The organism is Sporolactobacillus terrae DSM 11697, from assembly GCF_000648615.1.
GTDB lineage: Bacteria > Bacillota > Bacilli > Bacillales > Sporolactobacillaceae > Sporolactobacillus > Sporolactobacillus terrae.
The window spans coordinates 20,368-46,237 of the sequence record NZ_JFZC01000069.1 but is presented as its reverse complement, the minus strand read 5'-3'; the positions used below and the strand labels follow the sequence as shown (position 1 = coordinate 46,237).

The window sequence follows — 25,870 nt, the reverse complement described above, 5'->3', positions numbered from 1 at the left end:
CCCATCGCGGTCGAATTGGAACCAACGCGTCCTCTTCGAGTGCAGTAGGCAAACTGAACAAAGTGCTTACGTTTGCCTAAAAAATATGGTTTTATACCTAAGGCGTACAAATTTAGAATTAAGAAGCTCTTTCCCAATAAAGAGTTCCGAGAAAAGCTTGACACATACGCATCAAGCATAAAATTTGATAAATTTCTGAAAAAGGACTATACTGAAGAATAGTAACAGGAAAGGGGATTTTTATCAATGGGATTTAATCGAGGCCCGCAAGAACCGGTTCCTGAAGCAGAAACAGCAATTTGGACATGTACCAATGATTCATGCTCCGGATGGATGAGAGATCAATTTTCATTCGAAACGCAACCAACATGTCCACTTTGCCACTCGGAAATGAAAAAAGAAACGAAGATGTTGCCGGTCATTGATTAAATTTCCGGCTACACAATTGAGCGAGATGAAGCATATAGAGCAGGACGATTTTTTCCGTTACTATTTGGGAAAAATCGTCCTGTGTTTCTTTGTTGCCCCATCGAAGGAACAACACGACCAAACAAGCTTAGGAACACTTCACCCTTCACGCAATGATCATTACAGCCTTTTTCTTAAAATTATTTGAAATGGTTTTCAATTGCTTTAAACCTTCATAGCCTGATAGAAGCGGGTTAAAGAAGAGGGAACAATTTTTGTACGCATCATCTCCATTTTCCGGTGTTTTACGGTACAATAGACAGGTAGGACAGAAGGTGATCTTGTGAAACTGACAAAAATGAAAAGGAAATACGCAGATCGACGCGGCTGGCGACGCATCATTTCGAGCCATACACAAAAGAAACAAGTGATGTGGCCGGCCTTTCACGGCGAAGCAGTTCTGATTCAATTTAACGAAATCAAAGCACCCTTGTCGGTTGTATACGGCGGCACGCGTACAAAAACCGTTGATAAAAATTATTCGTGGCTGCAGCTTTTCCCGGCGCATTCACCTCATTACGTACTCACGGCCATGTTTAATGCCAATCACAAGCTGGTTCAATGTTATTTTGATGTCGTGCATCAGGTCGGCAAAGATGATCAAGGGACCCCTTGGTTCGATGATCTGTACCTCGACTTGATCCTCTTTCCAAACCATCGGCTCTATTTAGTGGACGAAGATGAACTGAATGAAGCGCTGGAAAAAGGGATTATTAGTCAAGCAATGTATCGACGTGCTTGGCGGACTGCCCGCAGGCTCAAAGCATTGATCGGCGCGAATCCCGATTATTTTCTTGATTTGGTACGCAAGATACGCAACACGTTTCCAAACTAATTTAGTGGAGGCTCATCGATGAATCTCTTGATTGCCCAGATGCAGGAAGACGATTTCCCGTTATATTTGGCCCATACTTCTCAAGAATATGCCAAGGAAAAAATAAAAACCGGAACTTGGCCTGCTGATCAAGCGCTGATGCTGGCTCAGGCTGAAATAAGAAGCCTTCTGCCTCAAGGCATGCATACGCCGAATCACCACTTTTTGTCACTGATTGATGAAAGCGGAATCAAACTGGGCATCTTTTGGCTGCAGCTTGCGCCTATACAAAAAGAAGCATTTATCTATGACTTCGAGATCTATGAACCCTTTCGCGGACATAAATTAGGTCAATTAGCGATGCAAAGCTTATTCGATTATTGCCGGGCATTGGGCATCTGCAAAATCAGTTTGCACGTCTTTGCCCATAATCAACGTGCCTATCATGTTTATAAGAAACTTGGGTTTATTGAAACGGATATTAATATGAGCAGGTTGCTTCACTAAGTTAGATAAGAAAAACAGCATTCCAGTCCTTAATTGAGTAATAATAGGCGGAGGTTTTTCGGTTATATGCAGAACGGAGCGCTTTTCGGTGTAAATAAGAGGAGGTTTTCCGATTATGCAAAGCAAAATCCTCCATTTTCACGTTTTTAACGTTGATAAGCGGAAGCTCTCCGTCTAATTCAAGCGATTTTTTCGTTTATTTTCGAATTAAAGGGAATTTTTCCGCCTATTTACTTCCGCAGGATGCGATGGCTTTCGCGCTGTGCACAGGACGTACTTCCGCAGGATGCGGCTTTAAACCATCAATCTTGGCTTGAATAACGCTCCAGCTGCTCGCATCTGCGTGCATAAGCTTACCGCTGTGATCACATACTAAGGATTAGGGGGTGTGATCATGGCTGAAGCAAGGAAAAAAGAATACCGTTCCCATAAAGGTGCAGCAGCATCGAGCGTGACGCCTTCAGGGCATGCCAAGGATGACAAGCAAGCACCGGTTTCTGAACTTGAAGAACGTGCACGCAAAAATAAATAAATCAAAAAGCAGCCGGACCTCTTCTCCAGCTGCTGCCTTTTTATAGGATAAGAAAGTATAGGATTTTGCCCTGGCTTCAAACCATTAGACCAGTGTCTTGGCCAAGAATCAAAGCGGAGGGGCTCTGGCGCCTGCGGGATCGCGCTTAGTTGATGCGTGCCAGCGAGACCCCGCAGATACCTTACCTGTCTGAGGAGGCTCGCGGTGCGCCCGCGGCAAGCGAGTAACCGAAGCGGCGATTCAGCGCCGAAAAGACACGAGCCCATCAAACATGGTTGGAGATTAGGGACCGGGCGCTTTTTGCCCGGTTTTTCTAAGATTGCTTATGCGTGTTGTTTTTCATGGTCTGCTAATGCCTCAACCAGCACGTCGGCAATATGCATGGCGCGTACCTTACCGGTTTGCTGCGTTCGTTCTACCCCCAGTTTCATTTCCAAAAGACAACCCGGATTGGCCGTGACGATAATTTGTGCTTGCGTGGCGGCAACCTTCTCCATTTTATGATCGAGAATCTGCATCGCCATCCCCGGTTGTACAATATTATAATCACCAGCGGATCCGCAGCAAGTATCTGCCCCCTCCATTTCGACAAAGTGAGCGCCTTCAATCGCCTTCAAAAGAATGCGCGGTTCTTCAAACGTTTTCATGACATTGCGTAAATGACACGAATCCTGATAGGTGATGATTTGGTTTGGAAGACTTAAATGATGCGTTTTATGAAAGTTCAGTTCAATAAGCATGCGCGAAATATCCTTCAATTTTGAAACAAACGTCTCAGCACGTGCTGCCCACTCCGGTTCATCTTTTAGCAGATGTTTGTATTCAAGCAGAAAAGCGCTGCAGCCGCCGGCATTGGTAATCATATAATCTGCCTGAGCCGCTTCAAACGCTGCGATGTTTTTCTTTGCCATCTCTTTTGATTTCTCAAGCTCGCCATTATGTCCATGCAGTGCACCGCAGCAGAGTTGGTTTTCCGGGATAACCACATCGCATCCTGCTTTGCAAAGCAGCTTTATCGTTGCATGATTCGTCTCAAAAAACATGGTGTCCATCAAACAGCCCGCAAAGAGCGCGACGGTTGCCTTCTTCTCGCCTTCATGGGCAAAAATCCGCGGGCGTTTCTTCATTTCACTCCGCTTCAGAACCTCAGGAAGCACCTTTTCCATGGTTGCCATACTTTCTGGAAATAAGTTCATAAATCCCACTTTTCGTGCAACTTTTGATAAACCGCTTCTTTGGTAGAAGCCAAGCAATCCGGTTACTTTTTCCATGCGGTTTTGATGCGGAAACAGTTCGTCAAATATGCCCTTGCGCAGCATTTTGACGCCGACGCTCTGCTTTTTATGCCGTTGCAGGATAGCACGTGCGTCCTCAAGTAGATGACCGTATTGTACACCCGAAGGACAAACAGGCTCACAAGCGCGGCAGCCAAGACACAGATCAAGTGATTCAGACAATTCTTCGTTAGGTTCAATAACGCCATCGGTGACACCTTTCATGAGCGCAATGCGTCCGCGCGGCGAATACTTTTCTTGATGATCCGTTTCAATATAGGTGGGACAAGAAGGCAGGCAAAAACCGCAGCGCATACAATTCAGCAATTCGTCATAATCCATTTCTTGTTTAAATGCCTTCTGAATCTGTTTCTTTGTTGATGCATGCATCATTTTTCCGTCGCCATCCTTTCCTTCGTTTTCTCCGCAAATACCTTCCCCGGATTCATAATGCCTTGAGGATCAATCGACTGTTTGATGCCGCGCATCACCGCCATGCCATCCGCACCCAGTTTCCACTCCAAATACGGGGCTTTCGTAACGCCGACACCATGCTCACCGGTCAACGTTCCGCCTAATGCAATCGCCTTTTCGAAGATTTCAGCGAAAGCTGCTTCCACCCGTTTCATTTCTTCATGATCCCGTGCATCGGTGAGGCAGGTCGGATGCAGATTGCCATCGCCTGCATGGCCAAACGTTGATATTTGCACGCGATATTTTTTAGCAACTTCTGCAATCGCCCGCACCATCGCGGCAATCTCTGAGCGCGGCACGGTCGCGTCTTCCAAAATGGTCGTCGGCTTAAGTCGCGCGAGTGCGCTTAATGCGGAGCGACGCGCTGCAGCTAATTGCTGCGCTTCATCATCAGAGGCTGCCAATTGAACATCGATCGCTTGCTCTTTGCGGCAGAGCTCGGCGATCTTTTTAATGTCATGATCGACAATTTCCTTGGGGCCGTCTTGGACAATCAGCAAAATCGCTTTTACGTTCGTCGGCAACCCGATATGGGCGAAGTCCTCAACCGCGCGCAGGGTATCCTGATCCAAAAACTCCAGCGTCACCGGAATCATTTTATGAGCAATAATTGACGATACCGTTCTTCCTGCCGCTTCGATATCCTGGTAAAGGGCAAGAATCGTTTTTTGCGATTCCGGTTTGGGGATTAATTTCAATGTCGCTTCCGTGATGACGCCTAAAGTTCCTTCTGATCCGACAAAAAGACGTGTCAAATCGTAACCGGCAACATCTTTAGTCAGCTTGCCGCCTGTACGAATCAGCGCCCCATTCGGCAAAGCAACTTGAAGCGCCATGACATAATCTTTCGTGACGCCGTATTTCAGTCCGCGCAGTCCGCCGGAGTTTTCAGCAAGATTTCCACCGATTGTCGAAATTTTCATTGAACTTGGATCAGGGGGATAGAACAAATCTTCCTTTTCAACGCAATCCGTGATCGTTTTCGTGATCGTTCCCGGTTGAACCGTGATGGTGAGATTCTCTTTATCCAGCTCCAAAATCCGATTCATGTGTTTCATCAGCAAGACAACGCCCCCCTGAACGGGACAAGTGTCCGCACACAAATTTGTTCCCGACCCTCGTGTATAGACCGGGATCGTTTTTTCAGAACATAATTTTAGCAGTGCTGCCACTTCTTCAGCATTACGCGGGGCAGCGACAAAATCCGGCAACGCTTGAAAGTTTGGCGTTGCATCATACGAGTAGACTAATCTGCCGCTCGTCGAATCGTCTACATTTTCTTCCCCAACAATCTCCACGAGCTGAGCCTTTACGAATGAATGACTTTTTTCTTCTTTTAAATCCATTTGCGTCGCTCCGATCACCAATAAATTGTAAGCGTTTACTTACAATGATTATAGTCTACCTGTCGCAAATAATCTATCATTTGGCACTGAGCGACGAATACAGCTTTACTTCACTTTTTCATGCGGATTAGATCGATCCTTTGTACTTGACGGGCATGCCAGGCACGCCGCTTTTAATCTTGGCAAAGCCGCTGCATCTTGGGCGGGTGATAACTGCTGCTTCCCTTATAAAAAAACCGGGCACCTGGCTGAGAAAGGGCATCGGCAGACGTTTTCCGCCTGTTCGATGCCCTTTCCGTTCATGCCTGTGTCCGGCTCCAGCACTGATTCACTTGTTTTCATTTGACCACGTCGTAACCTTGATCTTCAATCGCGTCCTTCATTTGATCAAAGCCAACCTTTGCTTCATCATAAGCAACATCAACTTTTCCCGTTTCTAAATTGACGTCTACCGATGACACGCCGTCAAGCTCCTTTAAGGCACCGCTGACTGCCATTTTGCAGTGACCGCAGCTCATCCCTTCAACCGTTAATACGCGCTCTGCCATATTCTCACCTCCTTAATCAGTATTCATTTTCTTTACAAGTGCAGCTTTTTCAAACGGAGACTGTTTGCCACAACAGACACGGAACTAAACGCCATCGCTGCCCCAGCCACCCAAGGGGCGAGCAAACCAAGGGCGGCTACAGGAATGCCGATCGTATTGTAGAAGAGGGCCCAGAATAAATTCTGTCTAATATTGCGCATCGTTTTCTTACTCAAATCGATTGCTTTGACAACATGCGTGAGTTCACCGCCGACTAATGTGAGATCCGCTGCTTCAATCGCAACATCCGCGCCTGTTCCAATTGCAATGCCAACATCGGCTATGGCAAGGGCTGGCGCATCATTAACACCGTCACCAACCATGGCAACACGGAGTCCTTGTTTCTGCAAGTGGCGCACCTTGTCGGCTTTCCCCTCAGGAAGCACTTCCGCCAGTACATGATCAATACCCACTTTTCGTGCAATCGCTTCAGCCGTTCGTTGATTGTCGCCGGTAATCATGTAAACATCGATAAGTCGTGCTTTTAACGCTTGAATGGCTTCGGCAGAATCAGCTTTAATCGTGTCGGCGACAGCAATCAGTGCCTGCAGCTTCCCGTCGACAGCAGCGAACATTACCGTTTGTCCATCCGTCTCGAGCGCTAACGTTTTTTCTATGGCCTGTTTCATTTCAATTTTCTTTTGGTGCATGAGCCGTCGCGTACCCACAACGACCTGCTTCCCCGAAACTTCAGCAGAAATACCCGCCCCAGTCTGAGCAACAAAATGGTCCGCCTTCGGCAATTCGTCCACATCGCCATAGGCAGTGATTGCTTTGGCTAAAGGATGTTCACTTTGAAGTTCTGCTGCTTGGACCAGCCGTAGTAATTCTTGTTGATCCATGTCGCCAAGCAGAATCACTTGAGTGACTTCCGGCTTTCCATGAGTCACTGTTCCTGTTTTATCGAGAATAACCGTTTGTACGTTCTGCGTCGACTCCAAATACTCGCCGCCTTTAAATAAAATGCCATGTTCAGCCGCTTTTCCTGTGCCAACCATAATGGCGGTTGGTGTGGCAAGACCAAGCGCACATGGACACGCGATCACCAGCACGCTTATGGCAGCTGAAAGTGCCACATCCCATTGCCCCGGCTGAGCAAAAGTCATCCAAATGGCGAATACAAGCAGCGCAGCGGCAACGACTATCGGAACAAAGATGCCGGAAATCCGATCCGCCAGCCGCTGGATCGGCGCTTTCGATCCTTGGGCTTCCTCAACAATGCGAACAATACCGGCGAGTGCCGTATCTTTGCCGATTTTTTCTGTCTTCATCAGGAAAGACCCCGTCGTATTGAGCGTTGCACCAATCAGCGAATCGCCGACTTTTTTTGCCACAGGCATGGATTCGCCGGTGATCATCGATTCGTCAACGGCTGTTTCGCCGTCAATGACCGTGCCGTCAGCCGGAACTTTTTCACCGGGGCGGACATGAAGCACATCACCCACCTGAATTTGATCGATCGGTACACGCTCTTCTTTGCCGTTTACCATTCGCGCGGCGTCCTTTGCCTGCAAGCCAATCAACGCTTTAAGTGCTGTTGTGGTCTGCCTTTTGGCTAGGCTTTCCATATATTTTCCAAGCAGTACCAACGTAATCAGAACTGCACTCGTTTCAAAGTAAAGGTCAGGGTGGTGCAGACCAAAAAATTGAGTGCGGACGGTTTGAACGGTACTGTAAAAATAAGCGGCGCTCGTTCCAAGCGACACCAGGACATCCATATTGGCGCTTCGATTCACAAGCGCTCGAAAAGCGCTGACGTAGAACGGACCACCAATGTAAAACTGCACCACGGATGCCAGGACAAACTGAAACCACGGGTTCATGAGCAACCCGGGCATCGGGCCGTGATAAAAGGGAAAATGTGCTGCCATGGTGACAAAAAGCGGAAGCGATAGAAGGATCGAAACGAGCAGTGTGTTCCTCTTTTTTGCGAGCGCTCGTTCTTTCGCGTCTTCCTGAACCTCATTCTTCAGTGATGCGTTGTAGCCCAGTTTGCGGATCCTCTCAAATACAGCATCCGAATCAGTAAAACCCGGTTGATAGCGGACGGTGGCCGTTTCAGCAGCTAAATTGACGTTTGCCGAAAGAATACCGGGCAGACGCTTCAGCCCTTTTTCGATTCGCGCGGCACACGCAGCACAAGTCATGCCGGAAATAGCCAGCTCCAACCGTTCATCGGCCACACCATAACCAAGCTTTTCAATTTTTTCGGCAATATCTTTGGCTTCAACTTGCTGATTGTCGTAATCGATTTTCGCCTTTTCCAGCGCTAGGTTGACGTTTGCGGAGACACCGTCCATCCGATTCAGACCGCGTTCAATTCGCCGTGAACATGCGGCACAGGTCATCCCTGTAATTCCGATATAGGCTTCTTGTTTCATCGCATGATTCCCTTCCTTCTTAATCTCACTGAAAGTGCTTCAGTACATTTAAAAGTTCATTTATTTGTTCGTCTCCGTGTCCCTCTTCAATTGCTTTCGCGACACACGACTTTGTATGCCGCTCAAGTACGGAATAACCGATTTTCCGCAATGCGGCTTGGATCGCTGAGAGTTGAATTAATAGATCGACACAGTAACGGTCATCTTCGATCATCTTTTCAACACCGCGTACTTGTCCTTCAACACGTCTCAATCGATTGATTATTTTGTGTTTTTCATCAGAAGTTCTGGGAACGCGTGGTGCCCGCTCTGAATGCGCGGTGCATGCAGACTCATCCGAACCGCATGAATCGTGCTTTTTTTCAAGATCCATATCACCGCCTCCTCATCTTCATTATACCCCCATAGGGTATATAGTCAAACAAAAAGAAAGTGACTCAAAGTGATCGACTTTGAGTCACGCTCATGTTGCCCATTATCGCGTTGATCATGCATCAAACCGCTTTCGTTTCAGAATCCTTGTTAGTCGATCCATAATCTGAAGCGTCACGAAAAGAAGCAGCCAATTCATCCGCGTAATGCTCTTTTTGTTGATCCGTCCATTTAAGCTGGTCGGCCATGTAACGCATCACCGGTTTCGCCCATTTTTTTGCTTCATGAATTGAAAAAAGGGTCATGCCGGAACGCCGCGTAAAGTAATCGACGGGCGATACAACCATTTCTTCATTTAATCCATACTGCAAGGTAGCCAGCAGTTCCTGCGGCAATTGATAGCGGATTGCCTCTTCCTGATTCGTACGGAGATAGTGGAACAATGTGCTGCTGTTGGTCCCGTATTTTTTGACAAGCTGCGCGACCGTCTCTTTCTTTAGTCCCTGTTCAGCGCCGCCCTTTATTTGTTCTTGAACAAAAGGGATATAGTATTTCGAACCGCCGAAATGCCCTCCGGATAACTCGATAGCAATCGTCTGGCATTCAGGGTAAGTTTTGCCCGTTTCTTCACTTAATTGTCTAGTCACCGTATCGACGACACGTTCGGCCATCTTCCGATATCCGGTCAGCTTCCCGCCCGCGATGGAAATCAGGCCTGAGTTGGCGATAAAAATCTCATCTTTGCGCGAGATTTCCGACGGTGATTTTCCTTCCTCTTGGATCAGCGGCCGAACGCCCGCCCAGCTGGATTCCACATCGTCAGCCGTGAGATGAATCGAAGGAAACATGCCGTTTATTGCGGCGAGAATGTAGTCGCGATCTTCGGCGGTCGGTTTCGGGTCAATTGGCCATTGTGAATAGGTCGTATCGGTTGTACCGGCATAAACTTTGCCATCGCGCGGGATGACGAAGATCATTCGCTTGTCACCATTGGTTGTATCGAAATAGAGTGCTTGCTTCATTGGAAAACGTTTCCCGTCAATGACAATATGAACCCCTTTGGTCAGATGCAAGTGTTTCCCTTTTTTCGAATGATCCTTCTCGCGAATCGTGTCGACCCATGGCCCTGCCGCATTAACAATCTTTTTGGCGAAGATCCTATATTCTTGTTGATTTAATTGATCGACAACACGGACACCGGTCAGCTTTTGATTTGCATCGTAAATCAGCTCGTCGACCTTCGCGTAGTTCACCGCCAGCGCACCGCGATCCGAAGCCTCCTTCATCACTTCAATCGTCAGTCGTGCATCATCCGTACGGTATTCCACATAATAGCCGCTGCCTTTTAATCCTTCCTTTTTAAGCAAAGGCTCCTTTGCCAACGTCTGTTCACGGCTAAGCATCACGCGATGCTCCTCTTTTTTGACACCCGCGAGAAAATCGTAAACTTTTAAGCCCAACGCTGTGGAAAAACGTCCAAACGTTCCTTTTTTATAGATGGGCAGCATCATTTTTTCCGGTGACGTCACATGCGGCGCATTTTCATAGACAATCGCTCGTTCTTTTCCAACTTCAGCAACCACTTTAACCTCAAGCTGCTTCAGGTAGCGCAACCCGCCGTGCACCAGTTTCGTCGACCGGCTCGACGTCCCGCCGGCAAAGTCCTGCATGTCGACCAAACCCACACGCAGTCCGCGAACCGTTGCGTCAAGCGCAATCCCCGCACCGGTAATGCCGCCGCCGATGACCAGAAGATCGAGCGGTGCCCCTGCCATTTTTTCCAGTTTTGCCGTTCGTTCATACGTTGATAGAGTCATCATGAATTCCCCCAGTAATTTTTTTTTGCTCTTCCTGGTATTGCTTTTTTTTGTACCGTTATAGAAAAAACCGCAAATACACCGGCAGATATAGCGTATCTGCAGGAGGTATTTGCGGTCGTCTCAATCGCCCGTGACCGTGGATTAACTTGTAAGTGTATCAGGGTAATACGCAGGAATGACGCCCATTATTTGAATGCAATAGCCGCATTGACTGCTTTCTTCCACCCTAAATACAGCCTTTGACGTGTATCCTCATCCATCGCTACATCGAACTGTTTGCCGATTTTCCAAATCTCTGCGATCTCAGATTCATTTTTCCACATCCCTACGGCCAGCCCTGCAAGATAAGCGGCGCCAAGTGCCGTCGTTTCGCTGCTCGTTGGCCGTTCAACCGCAACGCCCAGAATGTCGCTCTGGAACTGCATCAAGAAATTGTTCATCGATGCGCCTCCATCGACGCGCAGTTTCTTCAACTTTATTTCGGAGTCCTCTTCCATTGCGTTTAAAACATCTTTAGTCGAATACGCAAGCGATTCTAATGTTGCACGGATAAAATGCTCTTTCGTCGTGCCGCGCGTGATCCCGAATGCCGCTCCGCGCACATCCGAATCCCAGTATGGGGTGCCCAGGCCAACAAAAGCCGGTACGAGATACATACCATCGGTTGACGCAACGCGCCGTGCATACTCTTCGCTCTCCTGAGAATAGCGGAACATGCGCAAGCCGTCACGCAGCCATTGAATCGCTGATCCGGCAACAAAAACACTTCCTTCCAATGCATAGGTGATTTTTCCGTTTATGCCCCAAGCAATGGTCGTCAAAAGACCGTTTTTTGAACGAACCGCTTGCTCGCCGGTATTCATCAGCATAAAACATCCGGTTCCATACGTATTTTTCACCATGCCTTTTTCATAACATGCCTGACCGAAAAGAGCCGACTGCTGGTCACCGGCGATTCCGGCAATCGGTACATTCTGACCGAAAAAATGATAATCAATGGTATTCGCATAGATTTCTGAGGATTCATGAACTTCGGGAAGCATCGCTTTTGGTATCTCTAAGATTTCCAGCAGCTCATCGTCCCATTTCAAATCATAAATGTTGTACATCAGCGTTCGTGATGCATTCGTATAATCCGTGATATGTGCTTCGCCGCCGGACAGCTTCCACACGAGCCAGGTATCAATCGTCCCGAAAAGCAAATCACCGTTTACAGCCTTTTCGCGTGCGCCGTCAACATGATCAAGAATCCATTTGACCTTTGTGCCGGCAAAATACGGATCGAGAACGAGTCCTGTTTTCGCATGGAAGAGGTCTTCATAGCCAGCTTCTTTCAATTCCCGGCAAAGATCAGCGGTTTGCCGGGATTGCCAGACAATCGCATGATAAATCGGATGCCCCGTATGGCGATCCCAGATTACGGTTGTTTCACGCTGGTTGGTAATCCCGATTCCGGCAATGTCTTTTGCATCAATTTCTCCAGTAAGCAATGCATCTGCGATGACCGATAAGATTGATCCCCAAATTTCATTGGCATCTTGTTCTACCCATCCCGGTTGTGGGAAAAACTGCGTAAATTCCTTTTGTGCCATTTGGACAACGTGGCCTTGTTCGTTAAAAATCATTGCGCGGACGCTCGTTGTCCCCTCATCAAGCGCTAAAATATAGTTTCCCATGTTCATGCCCCTCCCTAATAAATCCATAAACGCTTATTTTTCTAATGACTGCGCGATCGTTTGCTGCGTGCTGATCGATTTTAGATGCTCATCTGAAATGAACGCTGCAAGGATGACCGCAAGAAGCAGTGCGGAAAAGACCCAGAAATAAATGGTTGCGTGACCGAGAAAAAAGGTCTGATAGCTAAGTGCTCCGAACACGCCGCCAAGAATTGGTCCGAGGATAGGAATCCATGCGTAGCGCCAATTTGAGCCGCCTTTTCCAGCGATCGGCAGCAGTGCATGGGCAATCCGTGGCCCTAAGTCTCGCGCAGGATTGATGGCATAGCCGGTTGTCCCGCCCAGTGACATGCCAATCGCGATAATTAGAAAACCGACAATCAGTGGATTCAATCCTTTTGCCAGATCATTTGCACCAATTGCCAAAATGGCGATCACAAGGATAAAGGTTCCGATGATTTCGCTGAGCAGGTTTGCCCAGTTTTGTCTAATCGCAGGCCCGGTGCAAAAAATTCCTAATTTTACGGCGGGATCCTGAGTCGCCCGCCAATGCGGCAAGTAGTGAAGATACACAATGCAAGCGCCTAAGAACGCACCAATCATTTGTCCGGCTAAATACGGAAGAACCTGCTGCCATGGAAATTCACCGATTGCTGCCAGTGCCAGCGTCAATGCAGGATTCAGATGAGCACCGCTGAATTGGCCAACGGCATAGGCACCGATGGCGACCGCAAGCCCCCATCCAAATGTAATCACGATCCAACCGGATTGCTTGGCATAGGATTTGGTTAAATTTACGCCTGCACAAACACCATCGCCAAGTATGATTAAAATCATTGTACCAATGAGTTCACCAAGAAATCCCGACATTCTCTCGACCATCCTTTTACGATGAAGTTCAAGTCAATCGTTTCTGTTTTAACTACCGCCATCTTGACATCAAGATGCACCACAAGCAAAAAAATCCACACAAGTACAAGCAGGCGAACGATCACCTGTCTTCCTGCGTGGATGGTCCCATCTCATATCCATGGCAAAACATTAACTTGATGGATTTATCGTATATCATTTTGTAAGCGCTGTCAACGATTTGTCACAATTTCTATAAACTTTGTTCACATTTATCCATTTTGAGAATCGTTCATTTATCGCTACAAACGAACATCCCACAGTTCCTTTCTGGAAGTAGAAATTGCCGATGCCCCTGCACTTAGCGCAGCCTCTGCATCCTGACGTGTGCGGATCATTCCACCAGCAATAACCGGACTGCCCAGTCTGCCGATCACTTCTTGAATTAATTCCGGAACAACGCCAGGCAAGAGCTCGACCATATCCGGCTTTATCTGCTCATGCAAACGGCAACCGACTTCCAATGATCGTGAATCAAGCAAGAACAGGCGCTGGATGGTCACCAGTCCTCTTTTTTTGCCCATTTCAAGCGTGGTTCCTCGTGTTGAAATGAGCCCATACGGTCGAATTGTTTGACAAATAAATTCGGCTGCCGCTTGATCGTTTTTGAGCCCTTGAATTAAATCAGCGTGGATAAAAACTTTTTTCTTTGCTTGCTTTCCCATACGCACCATCGTGCCGATCAACGACAGATGACTGTCCAAAATGATCAAGTGAGTAAAAGGACTGCGAAGCAATGCTTCAAAATTTTTCATACTGTTTGCCGCCGGTACAACTTTTTGTCCGTCAAGCATAAGCAAAAACGACTCCTTTCCGATGAAGATGCATTCACGCAAAAAAGCAGCGAACGCTGCTCTTTCGCCAAAGCGGAGGGGGTATTGGGGAGAAGTGCCAACGATATGTCGGCGGATAAGTCCATGCAGAGAACTCCGGTTGTTAATGCCCGATCCCCTGATTTCAAGAAAAAGTCTGCCAGCCAACCGCAGCCATCAGTCGGATCACTTATGAACTAAGATTGATCCTCTTGTTCGCTTAACGGGTCGTTTGTTTTAAGAAACAAAGACAGTGTTAATTAATATTGGGCGCGCGACTGATGGTACACGCGGATCATTCGTGACAAATCTTCCTTCGCTAATCGAGCCTTAACGTCCATTTGCTCTCTGCACTATTATCTTACTTGGTTTTATCCAGTCGTGCAAAAGCAGCTTCCGCCAATAGTATCGCTTACATTCGGTTGATTCTGATAATTGTGAACTGTTTTTCCTTGCCGAACATTCATTTTCTGCTCTTTTTAAGATTTTGCCGGTTTATTTGACCGGTAATCTGAATTTCCGATACAATTAAAGGAGAGGGCATAGATCAAAGGACACAATTTGTGAAATGATCCGCTATTTGGCCATACTAAGGAAGGGCAACGGCTGAAAAAAAACCTGTCTTGAAAGGAGAGAATACATGAATATCAAAGAAACAGAACTTCCGGGCATTGGAAAGAAATTTGCATTAGTGACCGACCAAGGCGAACGCATTGTGGTGGTTATCCATGATGACGGACGCAGAGATATTTATCACTTTGCTGCTGATGATCCGGATGAATGTATTTCATCGGTCACGATGACCGATTCCGAAGCGCGTCAGTTTGCAGCCATTGTTGGCGGCATGGTTTATAAGCCAAAAGCGATGGAAAATGTTGAGATCGCTTTGAATGATCTGATTATCGAATGGCGCAAAGTTGCTGCCGATGCACCGATTATCGGCAAAACAATCGGTGAAGTCGGTTTGCGCCAAAATTATCACATCAACGTCATTGGAATCATTCGCAAAGACCAGTCGAAGCAGTTAAATCCAGGTGTTGATTCGAAATTTTCTGCGGGAGATACAGTCGTAGCGTCAGGTGAGCGTGCCGATTTAAGACGTGCGTTTAATGAACTGTTTACCAAAGGGAAGGGTGAATAAATGGATCATTTAGTTTTTGAAGTTGGTACAGCACTTGTTCTGGTCGCTATCGCCGCGCTGATTGCTTCTAAACTTAATTTTTCCATCATCCCCTTTCTCATCCTTGTCGGAATGATTGTCGGACCGCATGCACCGCAAATTGGGATCATTAATTTACGATTCATTCACAGTGCGGAACTTATTGAATTTCTGGGCAGGATCGGCATCCTGTTTCTGCTGTTCTATTTGGGACTGGAGTTTTCAACCAGCAAGCTGATTCGCTCCGGAAAATCAATTTTGATTGGCGGATCCGTCTATATCGGAATTAACCTGACACTTGGTTTGCTCTATCCATTGATCTTGGGCTTCCCATTAAAAGAAACCTTGATCATTGCCGGTATTATTACCGTCTCCTCCAGTGCAATTGTTGCTAAAGTACTTGTCGACTTGCGCCGCACCGGCAATTCGGAAACTGAGCTTATTTTAGGGATTATTATGTTTGAAGACATTTTTCTAGCCGTTTATCTTTCGACCATCTCTGGTCTTATCTTGGGGGAATCGAGTTCACTTGTCGGAACAATGATCTCTGTTCTCATCTCACTCGGCTATATGCTGCTGTTTTTCATCATAGCCAGAAAAGCGGCGCCCTTGTTAAATAAGTTACTGAAAATCTCGTCTGATGAGATCTTCATTATCGTTATTTTCGCAACGCTCTTCTTCATCGCAGGATTTTCCGAAACGATTCATGTGGCCGAAGCAATCGGCGCGTTGCTGCTCGGCCTCGTTTATTCGGAAACCGATCAAGCAGAACGCATGGAACACTTGGTCATTCCTTTCCGCGATTTCTTTGGTGCCATTTTCTTCTTCAGCTTTGGCCTCAGTATTGATCCAATGAAACTTGGCGGTGCAGTCTGGCTGACGCTCGGTGCCGTGCTCATTACGATTATTGGCAATTTTGTTGCCGGGCAAATTGCTGGGAAAATCGCTGGATTGTCCCATAAAGCATCAACCAATATTGGCCTGACCATCGTCTCCCGCGGTGAGTTCTCCATTATCATGGCGAATCTTGGCATTGCCGGCGGGCTTATGCCAATCCTGCAACCTTTTTCCGCACTTTACGTATTAATACTGGCCATTCTTGGACCGATTCTGACGAAAGAGTCTAAAGTCATTTTCTCCTTCTTAAATCGGATCTTTAAGTGGCAGAAGCCCAGCCTTTCAAAACAACAAAAATCTTAAAGACCAAGGGTAAAGGGGTACAATCCCTTGAAAACGACTTGGCGGCTAAAGCGACTTGAGTCTTATGTTTTTAATTCTCTGCTTTGGTTATCTATAATTAAATGGAAGCTCGAAAAAATAGTTGAAAATGAGGCGATACTTTGGAAGTAACACAAATTAAAGGGTTGACGATTAAACCGACGCGGATTGCGCTCGGTACATGGGCAATTGGCGGCTGGATGTGGGGCGGTTCCGACGATCGCGAATCGATCCATACCATTCATCAAGCATTCTCCAGCGGAATTAACACCATTGATACCGCTCCGGCATACGGTCAAGGCCACTCCGAACAAGTTGTCGGACAAGCGCTGAAGGAGCATGGTCATCGTGATCAAATTGTACTCGCCACAAAAGTCTGCCTCGACTGGGTCGGCAGCGATGTTTTCCGCAACGGATCACGCCAACGCATTATGAAAGAAATCGATGATTCGCTCAAACGTTTGCAAACCGATTACATTGATATTTACCAAGTACACTGGCCGGATCCGCTTGTTCCAATTGAAGAAACTGCTGAGGCGATCGGCGATCTGTATAAGCAAGGAAAAATCAGAGCGATCGGCGTCAGCAACTTTTCACGCGAACAGATGGAAGCATTCATGCGCGTGGCGCCGATCCATACGGTTCAACCTCCGTACAACTTATTCGAACGTGAATTTGAAAATACGCTGATGCCGCTTGCAAAAGACAATCAAATTGTTCCATTGTGCTACGGAAGCCTTTGCCGTGGCCTTCTCAGCGGAAAAATGACGGCTGATCGCAAGTTCAGCGGGGATGACTTGCGCTTGTCGGATCCGAAGTTCAAAGCTCCGCATTTCCAGCAATATTTAGCTGCTGTTCATGACTTGGAGAAACTCGCCAAAGAACGCTTCGGCAAATCGGTTCGTGCACTTGCTGTTCGCTGGATTTTAGAGAAAACGGGAAATGGCATTGCGCTCTGGGGCGCGCGGCACCCGGGACAGATTGCTGATGTTCGTGAAATTGATGGATTCCGCTTAGATGAACAAACCTTAAAGGACATTGATCGCATACTCAAGAAATATGTGCCGGAGCCGATTGGCCCTGAATTCATGGCTCCCCCGCTGCGCAATGAAAAATAATTGCATCGGTATCAGAACGATCGATTGAAGACCGGCATGTCTTCATTTCGGTCATACATAAATAAATCATTCATTAAAGAGGCGAGTTTCTTTGGAAGCAGCAGAAAACAATATACAACTGAAAAAACAGCATAACGGGTTGAAATTTTATCAATACGTCCTCCGTGCATTCCTAATTGCGGTCGGTGTCGTCTTTGAAGCGATTGCGCTGGAAGCATTTCTCGTTCCAAACAAAATTATTGACGGCGGCGTTGTCGGTATCTCAATCATGATGGGGCATATTTTCAGCCTGCCAATCGGTATCTTTCTTGTCATTATCAATCTTCCATTTTTTATTATCGGTTATAAACAAATGGGCAAAACTTTTACCATCACTTCCGCCTGCGCGGTTATCCTGCTTGCCTTTTTAACCACCGTATTTTCACCGATACATCGTTTTACCAATGATCTGTTGCTCGCTGCTGTGTTCGGCGGCATTATTATGGGCATCGGCGTTGGTCTTGTGATTCGGAACGGCGGCTCATCGGATGGTACAGAAATTCTTGCCGTCCTTTTTAATCAAAAGACACCTTTCTCAGTCGGCGAAGTCGTGCTCTTCTTAAACATATTCATTCTTGGATCGGCAGGTTTTGTTTTCGGATGGAACTATGCCATGTACTCGCTTATCGCCTATTTTGTCGCATTTAAGATGATTGATATTACGAGTGAAGGTTTGGAATCATCAAAAGCAGTATGGATCATTAGCGACCTTCATGAGGAAATCGGCGATGCATTGAATGACCGTCTCGGTCGCGGTGTCACTTATCTAAACGGAGAAGGCGCGTATACCGGAAACGATAAAAATGTGATCTTCACCGTCATCTCTCGTCTTGAGGAAGCAAAGGTCAAAAACATTGTCGACAGCATTGATAAACATGCCTTTCTTGCGATCAGCGATATTCACGATGTCAAAGGCGGCCGATTCAAAAAAAGAAGCATCCACTAAAAGCGATGCCGGTTGTCCTTCCAGATTTGTTTTCACTATAGGTCGGGGTCGTATCGACTCGCGCATTTCCAGATTAACTCATCAACATTTATCGAAGCCCGCCACGTGCTGCTGCTTCGATTTTTCTTTCCCTTTTTCTCACAAATGTCGTCGAAGCGACCACCCAAATGGCGTTGACCAGTAAGAGAAAGCTGGTAGAGAAGAAGACGTATTTAATCCCGAAAGCAGCCGCCATATGTCCGCCCAGAAGGGATCCGCCAAGCGTCCCCAGAAATTGTGCCGATTGGTTGTACCCGAACAACTGTCCGGTAATTGATGGCGGCGCCATTTTCTTCACCAGCGTATTAATCGATGGCAAGAGTCCTGCTGTCGTAAGCCCGAGCAAGAAGCGCAACACCGTCAGCTGCCAAGCATTGGTGACAAATGCCTGAGGAATAAAAATAATTCCGGTTAACACCAACGCATAAACCAGAATACGACGCGGCCCGATTCGGTCGGATAGTTTTCCGAGGAACGGTGCTGCAATGACACTTGCAAGTCCAGCAGCGGCAACAACGACCCCGGACATGAGTTCAAGATGCTCAATTCCAGGAGAGAGTATTTTGACGTACACCGTGATAATCGGCTGAATGGACATGTTTGCCAGTTGTACCATAAATGTGGTCAGGAACATGGCAAAAAAGAGCCCGACATGCGGGGTCATTTCCCAGACTTGTTTCATGGACGGCGTCTTTTTTTCTTTGACAACGACTTTTTCCTTAACAAAGAGCAGCGAGGCAAGGAAGGCGCAGAAAAGAAGTGCACTGGTATCAATAAACACCAGCCGCATGCCCATATATTCAGCAAGCAGACCGCCAATCAACGGTCCAATCAATGAACCGGCAATTCCGCCGGTGGACAGCATGCCGAGCGCCCACCCGGAATGCGTCTTCGGTGTCTGCGTGGCCACCAGAATAATTGATGCTGGAATAAACCCGGAAACAAAGCCCATGATCAATCGGAGTGCAAATAATTGATAAACATTTTGGGCAAAGGCCATACAAAACACGATCAGGCACATCCCTAGGCTCGCACGAAGCAGCATCGGTCTGCGGCCGTATTTATCGGCAAGTTTACCCCACAATGGCGAAACAATTGCAGAAACAAAGAATGTACCGCCGAAAATCAGCCCTGACCAGCTTTCAATCGCTGCTGTATCTGTAATGCCTAGTTTTTCAATATAGAGCGGCAAAAATGGAATAATTTGACTCATTCCGGCTGCAGTCGCAAACGAGCCGAACCAAACAACATACAAATTTTTTTTCCAGAGTGGCAAAGCCAAAGATGACACCTTACTTTTTCAGCAGTTTATCCGATAGAAAAAGCGCCGTATTTAGGGGCGCATTTTTTGAACAGTTCCTATGTTAGTCGGTCTTGCTGATTAATTCCAATATATATATTATTATAAATGAATAGCTTTGAAACTATAAAGGATTTGCTTCATTTTTTGTACAGTATTGATTTAAGCACCGGCATAAGGAGGCAAAAAAGATGGAACTGCTGCAATTAAAATATTTTCAGACCGTAGCCAGAACCGAACATATGACAAAAGCGGCACAAGAACTCTCTATCGCACAACCTTCACTCAGTCAAACCATTAAACGGCTTGAGGATGAAATTGGTGTGCCGCTTTTTGACCGAAAGGGACGCAGAATTAAGCTGAATCGTTACGGGCGCATCTTCTTAGAAAAAGCGGAGCTGGCTTTCTCGGTTCTGCAAGAAGGCCGTCAGGAAGTCGTCGACTTGGCAAAACTCAACGAAGGCAGCATTTCACTGGCCGTCATGCGGACACCGATTATTCCCGATCTGCTGGGCAGCTTTCGCCGCCAGCATCCCTTCGTCCGTTTTCGTGTCAAACAAATTTCGCGCTCCACAATTCAGCATCAATTGGAAAACGGCGATGTTGATCTATGCATTACACCGTATAATTGGGAACGCACCAAGCCGCTCCATTCTCAGCTTCTGATGACCGATGAAATTTATCTTGTGGTGCCGAAAACACACCCGCTTGCAGCAAAAAAAAGTGTCGATCTTCAAGAAATCGCTCAAGAGCCTTTCGTCCTGAAAGCGAACGGCGCTTTCCGTGAAACGACCGACACTTATTGCCGGATGGCCGGTTTTCAACCGGATATTGCCTTTGAAGTTGACGATTCCTTGTCCATCCGCGGACTCGTATCCGAAGGTCTTGGCGTTGCCTTCTTCTCCTCGCTGACCCTTCGAACCGTCAAAGACCATTCCATCGTACCGCTCAGAATCAGCCATCCCTATTGCAGACGGACAATTAGTCTCATTTGGAATGCTGAGCGTTATCATTCTTCAATCGTCACTGACTTTTATCAATTTATTCTTGACTATTTTAAGCAGTTTCACGAAAATTCGTCATCGATTGATTAAATCTTTGCTTGATTAAACCGCTTGATTTTGATCATGCTGACGGCTGATCCTTTTTTGACTCATCCAGCCAAGACCAAGAACGGCCGCAATAACGAAAGCGACAACCGGCCATTCAAGCCATACGCTCCAATTACCGAGCCAATCCTTGACCAATGGTTCAGCAAACAGCATGCGTGCCGCAGTCATTGCCAAAATACCTGCGCCCACATAAATGAGCCACGAGAAACGATCCATTAAATTTAGAATCACGGCACTGCCGCCCATTAAAAGTGGAATGCTGATCAGCAAGCCAACAATAACGAGGAGCGGATCATTTTGCGCGGCACCGGCAACCGCGAGCACATTATCCAAGCCCATGAGCGCATCAGCGATGACAATCGTACGCACTGCCCCCCAAAGGCTTGTTTGCGCTTTGACCTCTTTCGATGATTTTTCCTCCGGTACCAGCAGTCGGTAAGCAATCCAAACCAGCAGCAATCCGCCGATAAAATGAAGGCCCGGAATCATGAGCAGGTAAACCACTAAAATTGTTGCAATTGCGCGCAAAATAACGGCACCTGCAGCGCCTAAAACGATCGCCTTCCCGCGCTGATGGTTGGGGAGTTTTCTTGCAGCGAGCGCAATCACGACCGCATTATCTCCTGCTAGAAATAGATCGATACCAACGATAACAATAAGTGATGACCAAAAGGCCATGGTGAATAATTCCATCTTAACGTTTTCCTCCTATAAGCGAATCGAACATGTCACATTTTTTATTGAATTGAAAGAATGCCGACATCAATGCTGTCGGCATAAAATCTTGGCCTATAAAGGGTCAAGGTTAATGTCTCCCTCAAACAGATTCTCCGGTGCTAACCGCTTGATCTGACTTTTTGCCCTGCTGCGTTTTCCAGCCAAAGAAGAGCACCCCAGAAATAATCAAAGCCAGTACCGGCCACTTAATCCAAGAAAATCCTGCAATCGCATCAGAAATAATATGATCGGCAAAAATCATTTTTCCTGCTGTAAATGCCAAAACTGCCGATCCTGCATAGGTAATCCACGCAAAGCGGTCAACCAGCTTCAAGAACAAAGTACTGCCGCCCATGACAAGCGGAATGCTGATCAACAAGCCGAGAACAACGAGCAGGTAGTTTCCTGAAGCAGCTCCGCCGATCGCCAGCACATTATCGAGGCCCATCAGTGCGTCAGCCACAATAATTGTGCGAATAGCGGCGCCAAGGCTTTGCTTTGCTTCAATATGCTTTTCAGCCTTGTGGTCCTTAAGCAGGCTGTAAGCAATCCAAACCAGCAGCACGCCGCCAATAAGATGCAGTCCAGGGATTTTCAGCAGCCATACAACAATCAGTGTTGCGATTGCCCGGATGGCGACTGCACCGATCGTTCCGTAAAGAATTGCTCTTTTCCGCTGATGTTCCTGCAGCCGTGCAGCCGCCAGTGCGATGACAATGGCATTGTCACCGGCAAGAATTAAGTCGATACCTACAATAAGTAGCAGCCCTGTAAGGAACTCAAGAGAAAAGAAATCCATTCAATCATCCTCCTCAAATAAAAACCGACTCTAAAATAGCAAATTAAAAACAGCCCCTCTGACGATGGCAGAAAGGCTGCAAATACATAAAAAAACCTTTGCCTTTTTTCATCCGTCCGAGGCAAAGGTCTCGCCAACAGCAATACGCTGCCAGAGAAGCCGGGGATCATTCCCGTAATGACGACTTTACTCTGATGGCTACTCCCCTTTTAAGAGGCTATTCATTTGTTAAGATCATTGTAGTATGAATAACGTAAACTGTCAACGGATTGGCGCCTATTATTTTGAGAATAAATGATTTTGATAAGCATAGACCGCTGCTTGTGTTCGGTCGGCAACACCAAGCTTGCTAAGGATACTGCTGACATGTGTTTTCACCGTTTTAATTCCAATGAACAACAGCTTTGCAATTTCCGCGTTGCTTCTTCCCTCAGCAATCAGCTTGAGTACCTCTCGTTCTCTTGTGGTCAGCTGATCAACGGGCTGCGGCGTTTTGTGCAAGCCTGTAATCAGTTTCTGGGCAACCTTTCCATCAATTACTGGCTTACCTGCATGTGCCTTATAAATGGCTTGAATGATTTCTTCTGAAGAAGCCGTTTTTAGTAAATAGCTCATTGCGCCTGCCTCAATCGCAGGAAAGACTTGCTCATCATCATAGAAACTGGTCAAAATAATGATCTTCTTCGCAGGATCTTTGGCGAGAATCTGCTGGGTTGCTTCAATGCCATTGCCCTCCTCCATAATCAAGTCCATAAGGATCACGTCAGGATGAAGGTCCTCAAAACGGCGTACTGCTTGATGACCACTAGATGCTTCGCCCACCAGTTCAATCGTATCTTCTGTTGCAAGATAGGCCTTCAATCCTTTGCGAACCATGTCATGATCGTCAACAATCATGACTTTAATTTTATCTGCCATCTGTTTCTGCCCCCCTGTGAATCGGCACGCGAATATGAATCGATGTGCCCTGTCCTTCATGTGTCGTCAGCATGAAGTGGCCGCCAATTTCTTCTGCACGCTCCTTCATCGTCTTTAATCCATAAGACACAACGTTTTCATGGTTTGGATCAAATCCTCTTCCATTATCAAAAACGCTTAGAGCGACCAATTGATCTCTTTCATGCAAGGACAAGGTCACTTTCGTTGCCTCAGAATGTCTCAACGCATTCGAAAGCGCCTCCTGGCTGAGTCGGAACAAATGATTCTCAACGCCCTTCGATAAACCAGGTACGCAGTCAATCGATGCTTCAAATTGAATCGTTGTCTTTGCGTCAAGTTCATGAATCAGCCGTTCCAAACCACGATCAAGCGATTCGTTATTTAGGCGTACCGGGCGAAGATGCAGCAGCAGTGCCCGCATTTCACCTTGTGCTTTGCGCGCAATATCTGAAACATCGGCAATATTTTCCGCAGCCCGATTTGGATTGCTATGAATCGTTTTTTCTGCGGCTGATGCGAGCATGGATAATGCAAACAATTGCTGACTAACCGCATCATGCAAGTCACGTGCGAGTCTTTGACGTTCTGCAGTAACCGCTTCATTCTTTATTTTCACATTCATTTGCACATTCTCATCCACTAGCCGTTGCAGTGATTTCACCTGTGTATCAATTTTATCCGCCAATTCATTCAGTGATTGCTCGATTTGATTGATCGCTCCGCTCCCATCCATTTTAATACGTGCCGATAACTTTCCGGATGACAGCGTTTTGACGAATAGATCGATTGAATCAATTCGATCGACGAGGAGCCGGTAATCCTTTGTCAGCGCTACAGTCTCCAAAATAAATTGGACAATGAAGCTTGTGAAAAAGATCAAACTGCTCAGCACAAAGGAATGCTCATAAGGGAAGAACCAAAAGAACAGTTCGACTAGAGCAAAAAGCAAAAGCGAGGAAAAGAAGCTGACCGTTAACTGAAATCTGGCGGTACGAATCCGATAGTTATGCATGGGCTCACACCTGCGCTATACTTAGATCGATCACTTGAAAATCAAAATAAAAGTCAATTCTACGCGTTGCTTCATCATAACTCGGCGTCTGATAAGTAACATGACGCAGCAGTCCACTCTGTTTGTCGCCACCAATTTTCACATCGCCGACCTTAGCGTGCAAATGAACACGGTAGGCGAGATCATCGGGCAGCGTAATCCGAATATTGCCGACCCAGCCCGACAGTCTGATCGGAATGGTTTCATCCGGAATGAATGCCTTCGTAAAATCGAACATGTAGTCTCCGATCCGCACCCGTTCATTGATTGGCTTTGCCATCCAATTTTCCTGTTTATAGGAGGATTCGTTTACAAACGCTTCTCTTGTTCGACGATCTCTGTGATGCCAATGGCGATTGTCGTCATCAACAAACTCAATATGAGGGTTTTCATGTTTGTGTTTATGCTTCCCGGAATAAGAAACCGTAACTTTCTTCCCAAACAACATAATCAATCCTGCATAAATGATCAAATATGGCCACAGTTTCCAGAAATCGTTCCAGTGAAAGATCAGCATTCTAGCTTGGTCGGCGTACAACAGGCCGCCGTAGATTAGGAAGAACCCCCCCCAAAACCAATGCGGTTTCTTACGTTCAAAGAGTGGCGCAACGATAAGCAAGGCAGCGAATACAATCGACAGTAAAGGGAATAAAAGGTCGAAATTCGACATTATTCCCTGGGGAATACTATTTAAACTGGCAAAAAGCCAGTAAACACCGAGTAAAATCACTGCAAAAGCAGCAAGTATTTTCCCCATCTTAAACGGCACATCCTTTCTTGTATCAATGAAAGCCATCGTTCGGTATGTTCGATCAACTTATACATTAACTATACAGAGAGAACCGTGACAATGCCATAGACCAAGAACGGTTTTTTTCTCCGACTTGAGATGGAGCGCGATCAGCAAACATGTGAAGAATGCGTGACAATAAGCAAGACTGTCATCCTTTTTCTTCCTTTAGGTTTATTATAAGTGGTGGAAGGGTACTTTTAAGAATAGATTATTTAAGAAAGGATGACTGGAACATGGACAAGAAGGTTCAAGCTTTAATCGAGGGTTTAAACAAAGATCTTGCAGGTGAATATTCTGCAGTCATTCAGTACAACTACTATGCGACGACCGTTTCCGGTTTGAATTATCAAATTCTCAAACCATTCTTCGAGGAAGAAATTCCTGATGAACTCGGACATGCCGCATATCTGTCTGAAAAGATCGCCAATCTTGGCGGTGAACCAACGACGGTCCCAGCAACGGTTGCAAAGGTAACTGACGCGAAAGCCATGCTTGAAGGGGCACGCCAAGCAGAAGCCGATACTTTGGAAAACTATCGGGAACGGCGCAGCCAAGCTCAGGAACTCGGTATGATTGAGTTAGTCGTAAAACTCGAAGACATGATTGCCGATGAACAGAATCACCTAGAAAAACTGACGAAAACGCTCAACGATCCGGTCTTCGCTTAA

25 protein-coding genes are annotated in these 25,870 nt (G+C 46.6%); 10 read left to right on the top strand and 15 right to left on the bottom strand.

From position 1 onward, the window contains the following. Positions 1-246 precede the first annotated feature (246 nt). The 4 genes from AA84_RS0113400 to AA84_RS19070 all read left to right on the top strand — a co-directional run bounded on the left by AA84_RS0113400 (position 247) and on the right by AA84_RS19070 (position 2,321). The gene (locus AA84_RS0113400; protein WP_028977630.1) at positions 247-429 is read left to right on the top strand and encodes a cold-shock protein; all 183 of its coding nucleotides are present in this window, start codon (positions 247-249) and stop codon (positions 427-429) included. A 322-nt stretch (positions 430-751) separates the two neighbouring features. Further along, positions 752-1,303 (top strand): ribonuclease FAU-1 family protein, encoded by a 552-nt coding sequence (locus AA84_RS0113395; RefSeq protein ID WP_051575089.1) that lies wholly within the window; start codon positions 752-754, stop codon positions 1,301-1,303. Between the two features lie 18 nt (positions 1,304-1,321). Beyond that, a complete protein-coding gene (locus AA84_RS0113390; RefSeq protein ID WP_028977628.1) occupies positions 1,322-1,789 on the top strand; it encodes a GNAT family N-acetyltransferase in 468 nt (155 codons plus the stop codon). A gap of 394 nt (positions 1,790-2,183) precedes the next feature. Continuing rightward, a complete protein-coding gene (locus tag AA84_RS19070) occupies positions 2,184-2,321 on the top strand; it encodes a hypothetical protein (RefSeq protein WP_156031363.1) in 138 nt (45 codons plus the stop codon). Positions 2,322-2,644: 323 nt separating this feature from the next. Here AA84_RS19070 and AA84_RS0113375 read toward each other — a convergent pair whose 3' ends face one another. The 9 genes from AA84_RS0113375 to AA84_RS0113335 form a co-directional block, all read right to left on the bottom strand. Continuing rightward, complete coding sequence (locus AA84_RS0113375) at positions 2,645-3,988, bottom strand: (Fe-S)-binding protein (protein ID WP_028977627.1); 1,344 nt, start codon at positions 3,986-3,988, stop codon at positions 2,645-2,647. After that, on the bottom strand, positions 3,985-5,415 hold the full coding sequence (locus AA84_RS0113370) for an FAD-linked oxidase C-terminal domain-containing protein (protein WP_028977626.1): 1,431 nt from the start codon (positions 5,413-5,415) through the stop codon (positions 3,985-3,987). Before AA84_RS0113370 ends, AA84_RS0113375 begins: the two co-directional genes overlap by 4 nt. A gap of 338 nt (positions 5,416-5,753) precedes the next feature. Further along, positions 5,754-5,963: a copper chaperone CopZ gene (gene copZ, locus AA84_RS0113365; RefSeq protein ID WP_028977625.1), complete on the bottom strand. Its 210-nt coding sequence runs from the start codon at positions 5,961-5,963 to the stop codon at positions 5,754-5,756. A 32-nt stretch (positions 5,964-5,995) separates the two neighbouring features. After that, on the bottom strand, positions 5,996-8,383 hold the full coding sequence (locus AA84_RS0113360) for a heavy metal translocating P-type ATPase (protein ID WP_028977624.1): 2,388 nt from the start codon (positions 8,381-8,383) through the stop codon (positions 5,996-5,998). 25 nt (positions 8,384-8,408) lie between these two features. After that, positions 8,409-8,756 carry a metal-sensing transcriptional repressor gene (locus tag AA84_RS0113355; RefSeq protein ID WP_028977623.1) on the bottom strand — a complete coding sequence of 116 codons (348 nt, stop codon included), beginning with the start codon at positions 8,754-8,756 and terminating at the stop codon, positions 8,409-8,411. A 121-nt stretch (positions 8,757-8,877) separates the two neighbouring features. Further along, a complete protein-coding gene (locus tag AA84_RS17925) occupies positions 8,878-10,572 on the bottom strand; it encodes a glycerol-3-phosphate dehydrogenase/oxidase (protein WP_037563719.1) in 1,695 nt (564 codons plus the stop codon). Between the two features lie 188 nt (positions 10,573-10,760). Continuing rightward, positions 10,761-12,251, bottom strand: coding sequence for a glycerol kinase GlpK (gene glpK / locus AA84_RS0113345; protein WP_028977622.1), 1,491 nt, complete (start codon positions 12,249-12,251; stop codon positions 10,761-10,763). A 33-nt stretch (positions 12,252-12,284) separates the two neighbouring features. Beyond that, on the bottom strand, positions 12,285-13,121 hold the full coding sequence (locus AA84_RS0113340; RefSeq protein ID WP_028977621.1) for an MIP/aquaporin family protein: 837 nt from the start codon (positions 13,119-13,121) through the stop codon (positions 12,285-12,287). A gap of 281 nt (positions 13,122-13,402) precedes the next feature. Then, positions 13,403-13,954 (bottom strand): glycerol-3-phosphate responsive antiterminator, encoded by a 552-nt coding sequence (locus AA84_RS0113335; protein ID WP_028977620.1) that lies wholly within the window; start codon positions 13,952-13,954, stop codon positions 13,403-13,405. Between the two features lie 658 nt (positions 13,955-14,612). Between AA84_RS0113335 and AA84_RS0113330 the strand changes: the two genes are divergently transcribed. The 4 genes from AA84_RS0113330 to AA84_RS0113310 all read left to right on the top strand — a co-directional run bounded on the left by AA84_RS0113330 (position 14,613) and on the right by AA84_RS0113310 (position 18,452). Then, positions 14,613-15,113: a cation:proton antiporter regulatory subunit gene (locus AA84_RS0113330; RefSeq protein WP_028977619.1), complete on the top strand. Its 501-nt coding sequence runs from the start codon at positions 14,613-14,615 to the stop codon at positions 15,111-15,113. After that, positions 15,114-16,331, top strand: coding sequence for a cation:proton antiporter (locus AA84_RS0113325; protein WP_028977618.1), 1,218 nt, complete (start codon positions 15,114-15,116; stop codon positions 16,329-16,331). Positions 16,332-16,471: 140 nt separating this feature from the next. Further along, positions 16,472-17,467 (top strand): aldo/keto reductase, encoded by a 996-nt coding sequence (locus AA84_RS0113315; RefSeq protein WP_028977617.1) that lies wholly within the window; start codon positions 16,472-16,474, stop codon positions 17,465-17,467. Positions 17,468-17,558: 91 nt separating this feature from the next. After that, a complete protein-coding gene (locus AA84_RS0113310) occupies positions 17,559-18,452 on the top strand; it encodes a YitT family protein (protein WP_028977616.1) in 894 nt (297 codons plus the stop codon). An 88-nt stretch (positions 18,453-18,540) separates the two neighbouring features. Here the strand turns inward: AA84_RS0113310 and AA84_RS0113305 are convergent, their stop codons facing one another. Further along, a complete protein-coding gene (locus AA84_RS0113305) occupies positions 18,541-19,767 on the bottom strand; it encodes a multidrug efflux MFS transporter (RefSeq protein WP_172969000.1) in 1,227 nt (408 codons plus the stop codon). A 215-nt stretch (positions 19,768-19,982) separates the two neighbouring features. Between AA84_RS0113305 and AA84_RS0113300 the strand changes: the two genes are divergently transcribed. After that, a complete protein-coding gene (locus AA84_RS0113300; protein ID WP_028977614.1) occupies positions 19,983-20,885 on the top strand; it encodes a LysR family transcriptional regulator in 903 nt (300 codons plus the stop codon). A 12-nt stretch (positions 20,886-20,897) separates the two neighbouring features. Here the strand turns inward: AA84_RS0113300 and AA84_RS0113295 are convergent, their stop codons facing one another. From AA84_RS0113295 to liaF, 5 genes are all read right to left on the bottom strand, one after another. Next, complete coding sequence (locus AA84_RS0113295) at positions 20,898-21,596, bottom strand: TerC family protein (protein WP_028977613.1); 699 nt, start codon at positions 21,594-21,596, stop codon at positions 20,898-20,900. Between the two features lie 124 nt (positions 21,597-21,720). Then, positions 21,721-22,419 (bottom strand): TerC family protein, encoded by a 699-nt coding sequence (locus AA84_RS0113290; protein WP_028977612.1) that lies wholly within the window; start codon positions 22,417-22,419, stop codon positions 21,721-21,723. A 279-nt stretch (positions 22,420-22,698) separates the two neighbouring features. Then, positions 22,699-23,337: a response regulator gene (locus tag AA84_RS0113285; protein WP_028977611.1), complete on the bottom strand. Its 639-nt coding sequence runs from the start codon at positions 23,335-23,337 to the stop codon at positions 22,699-22,701. Next, positions 23,327-24,370, bottom strand: a complete 1,044-nt coding sequence (locus AA84_RS0113280; protein WP_028977610.1) for a sensor histidine kinase — start codon at positions 24,368-24,370, stop codon at positions 23,327-23,329. The genes AA84_RS0113285 and AA84_RS0113280 overlap by 11 nt, the downstream gene beginning before the upstream one ends. 4 nt (positions 24,371-24,374) lie before the next feature. Beyond that, a complete protein-coding gene (gene liaF / locus AA84_RS0113275; protein WP_028977609.1) occupies positions 24,375-25,166 on the bottom strand; it encodes a cell wall-active antibiotics response protein LiaF in 792 nt (263 codons plus the stop codon). Between the two features lie 269 nt (positions 25,167-25,435). On the opposite strand from liaF, the gene AA84_RS0113270 reads away from it, so the two are divergent. Further along, positions 25,436-25,870 (top strand): ferritin-like domain-containing protein, encoded by a 435-nt coding sequence (locus AA84_RS0113270; protein ID WP_028977608.1) that lies wholly within the window; start codon positions 25,436-25,438, stop codon positions 25,868-25,870.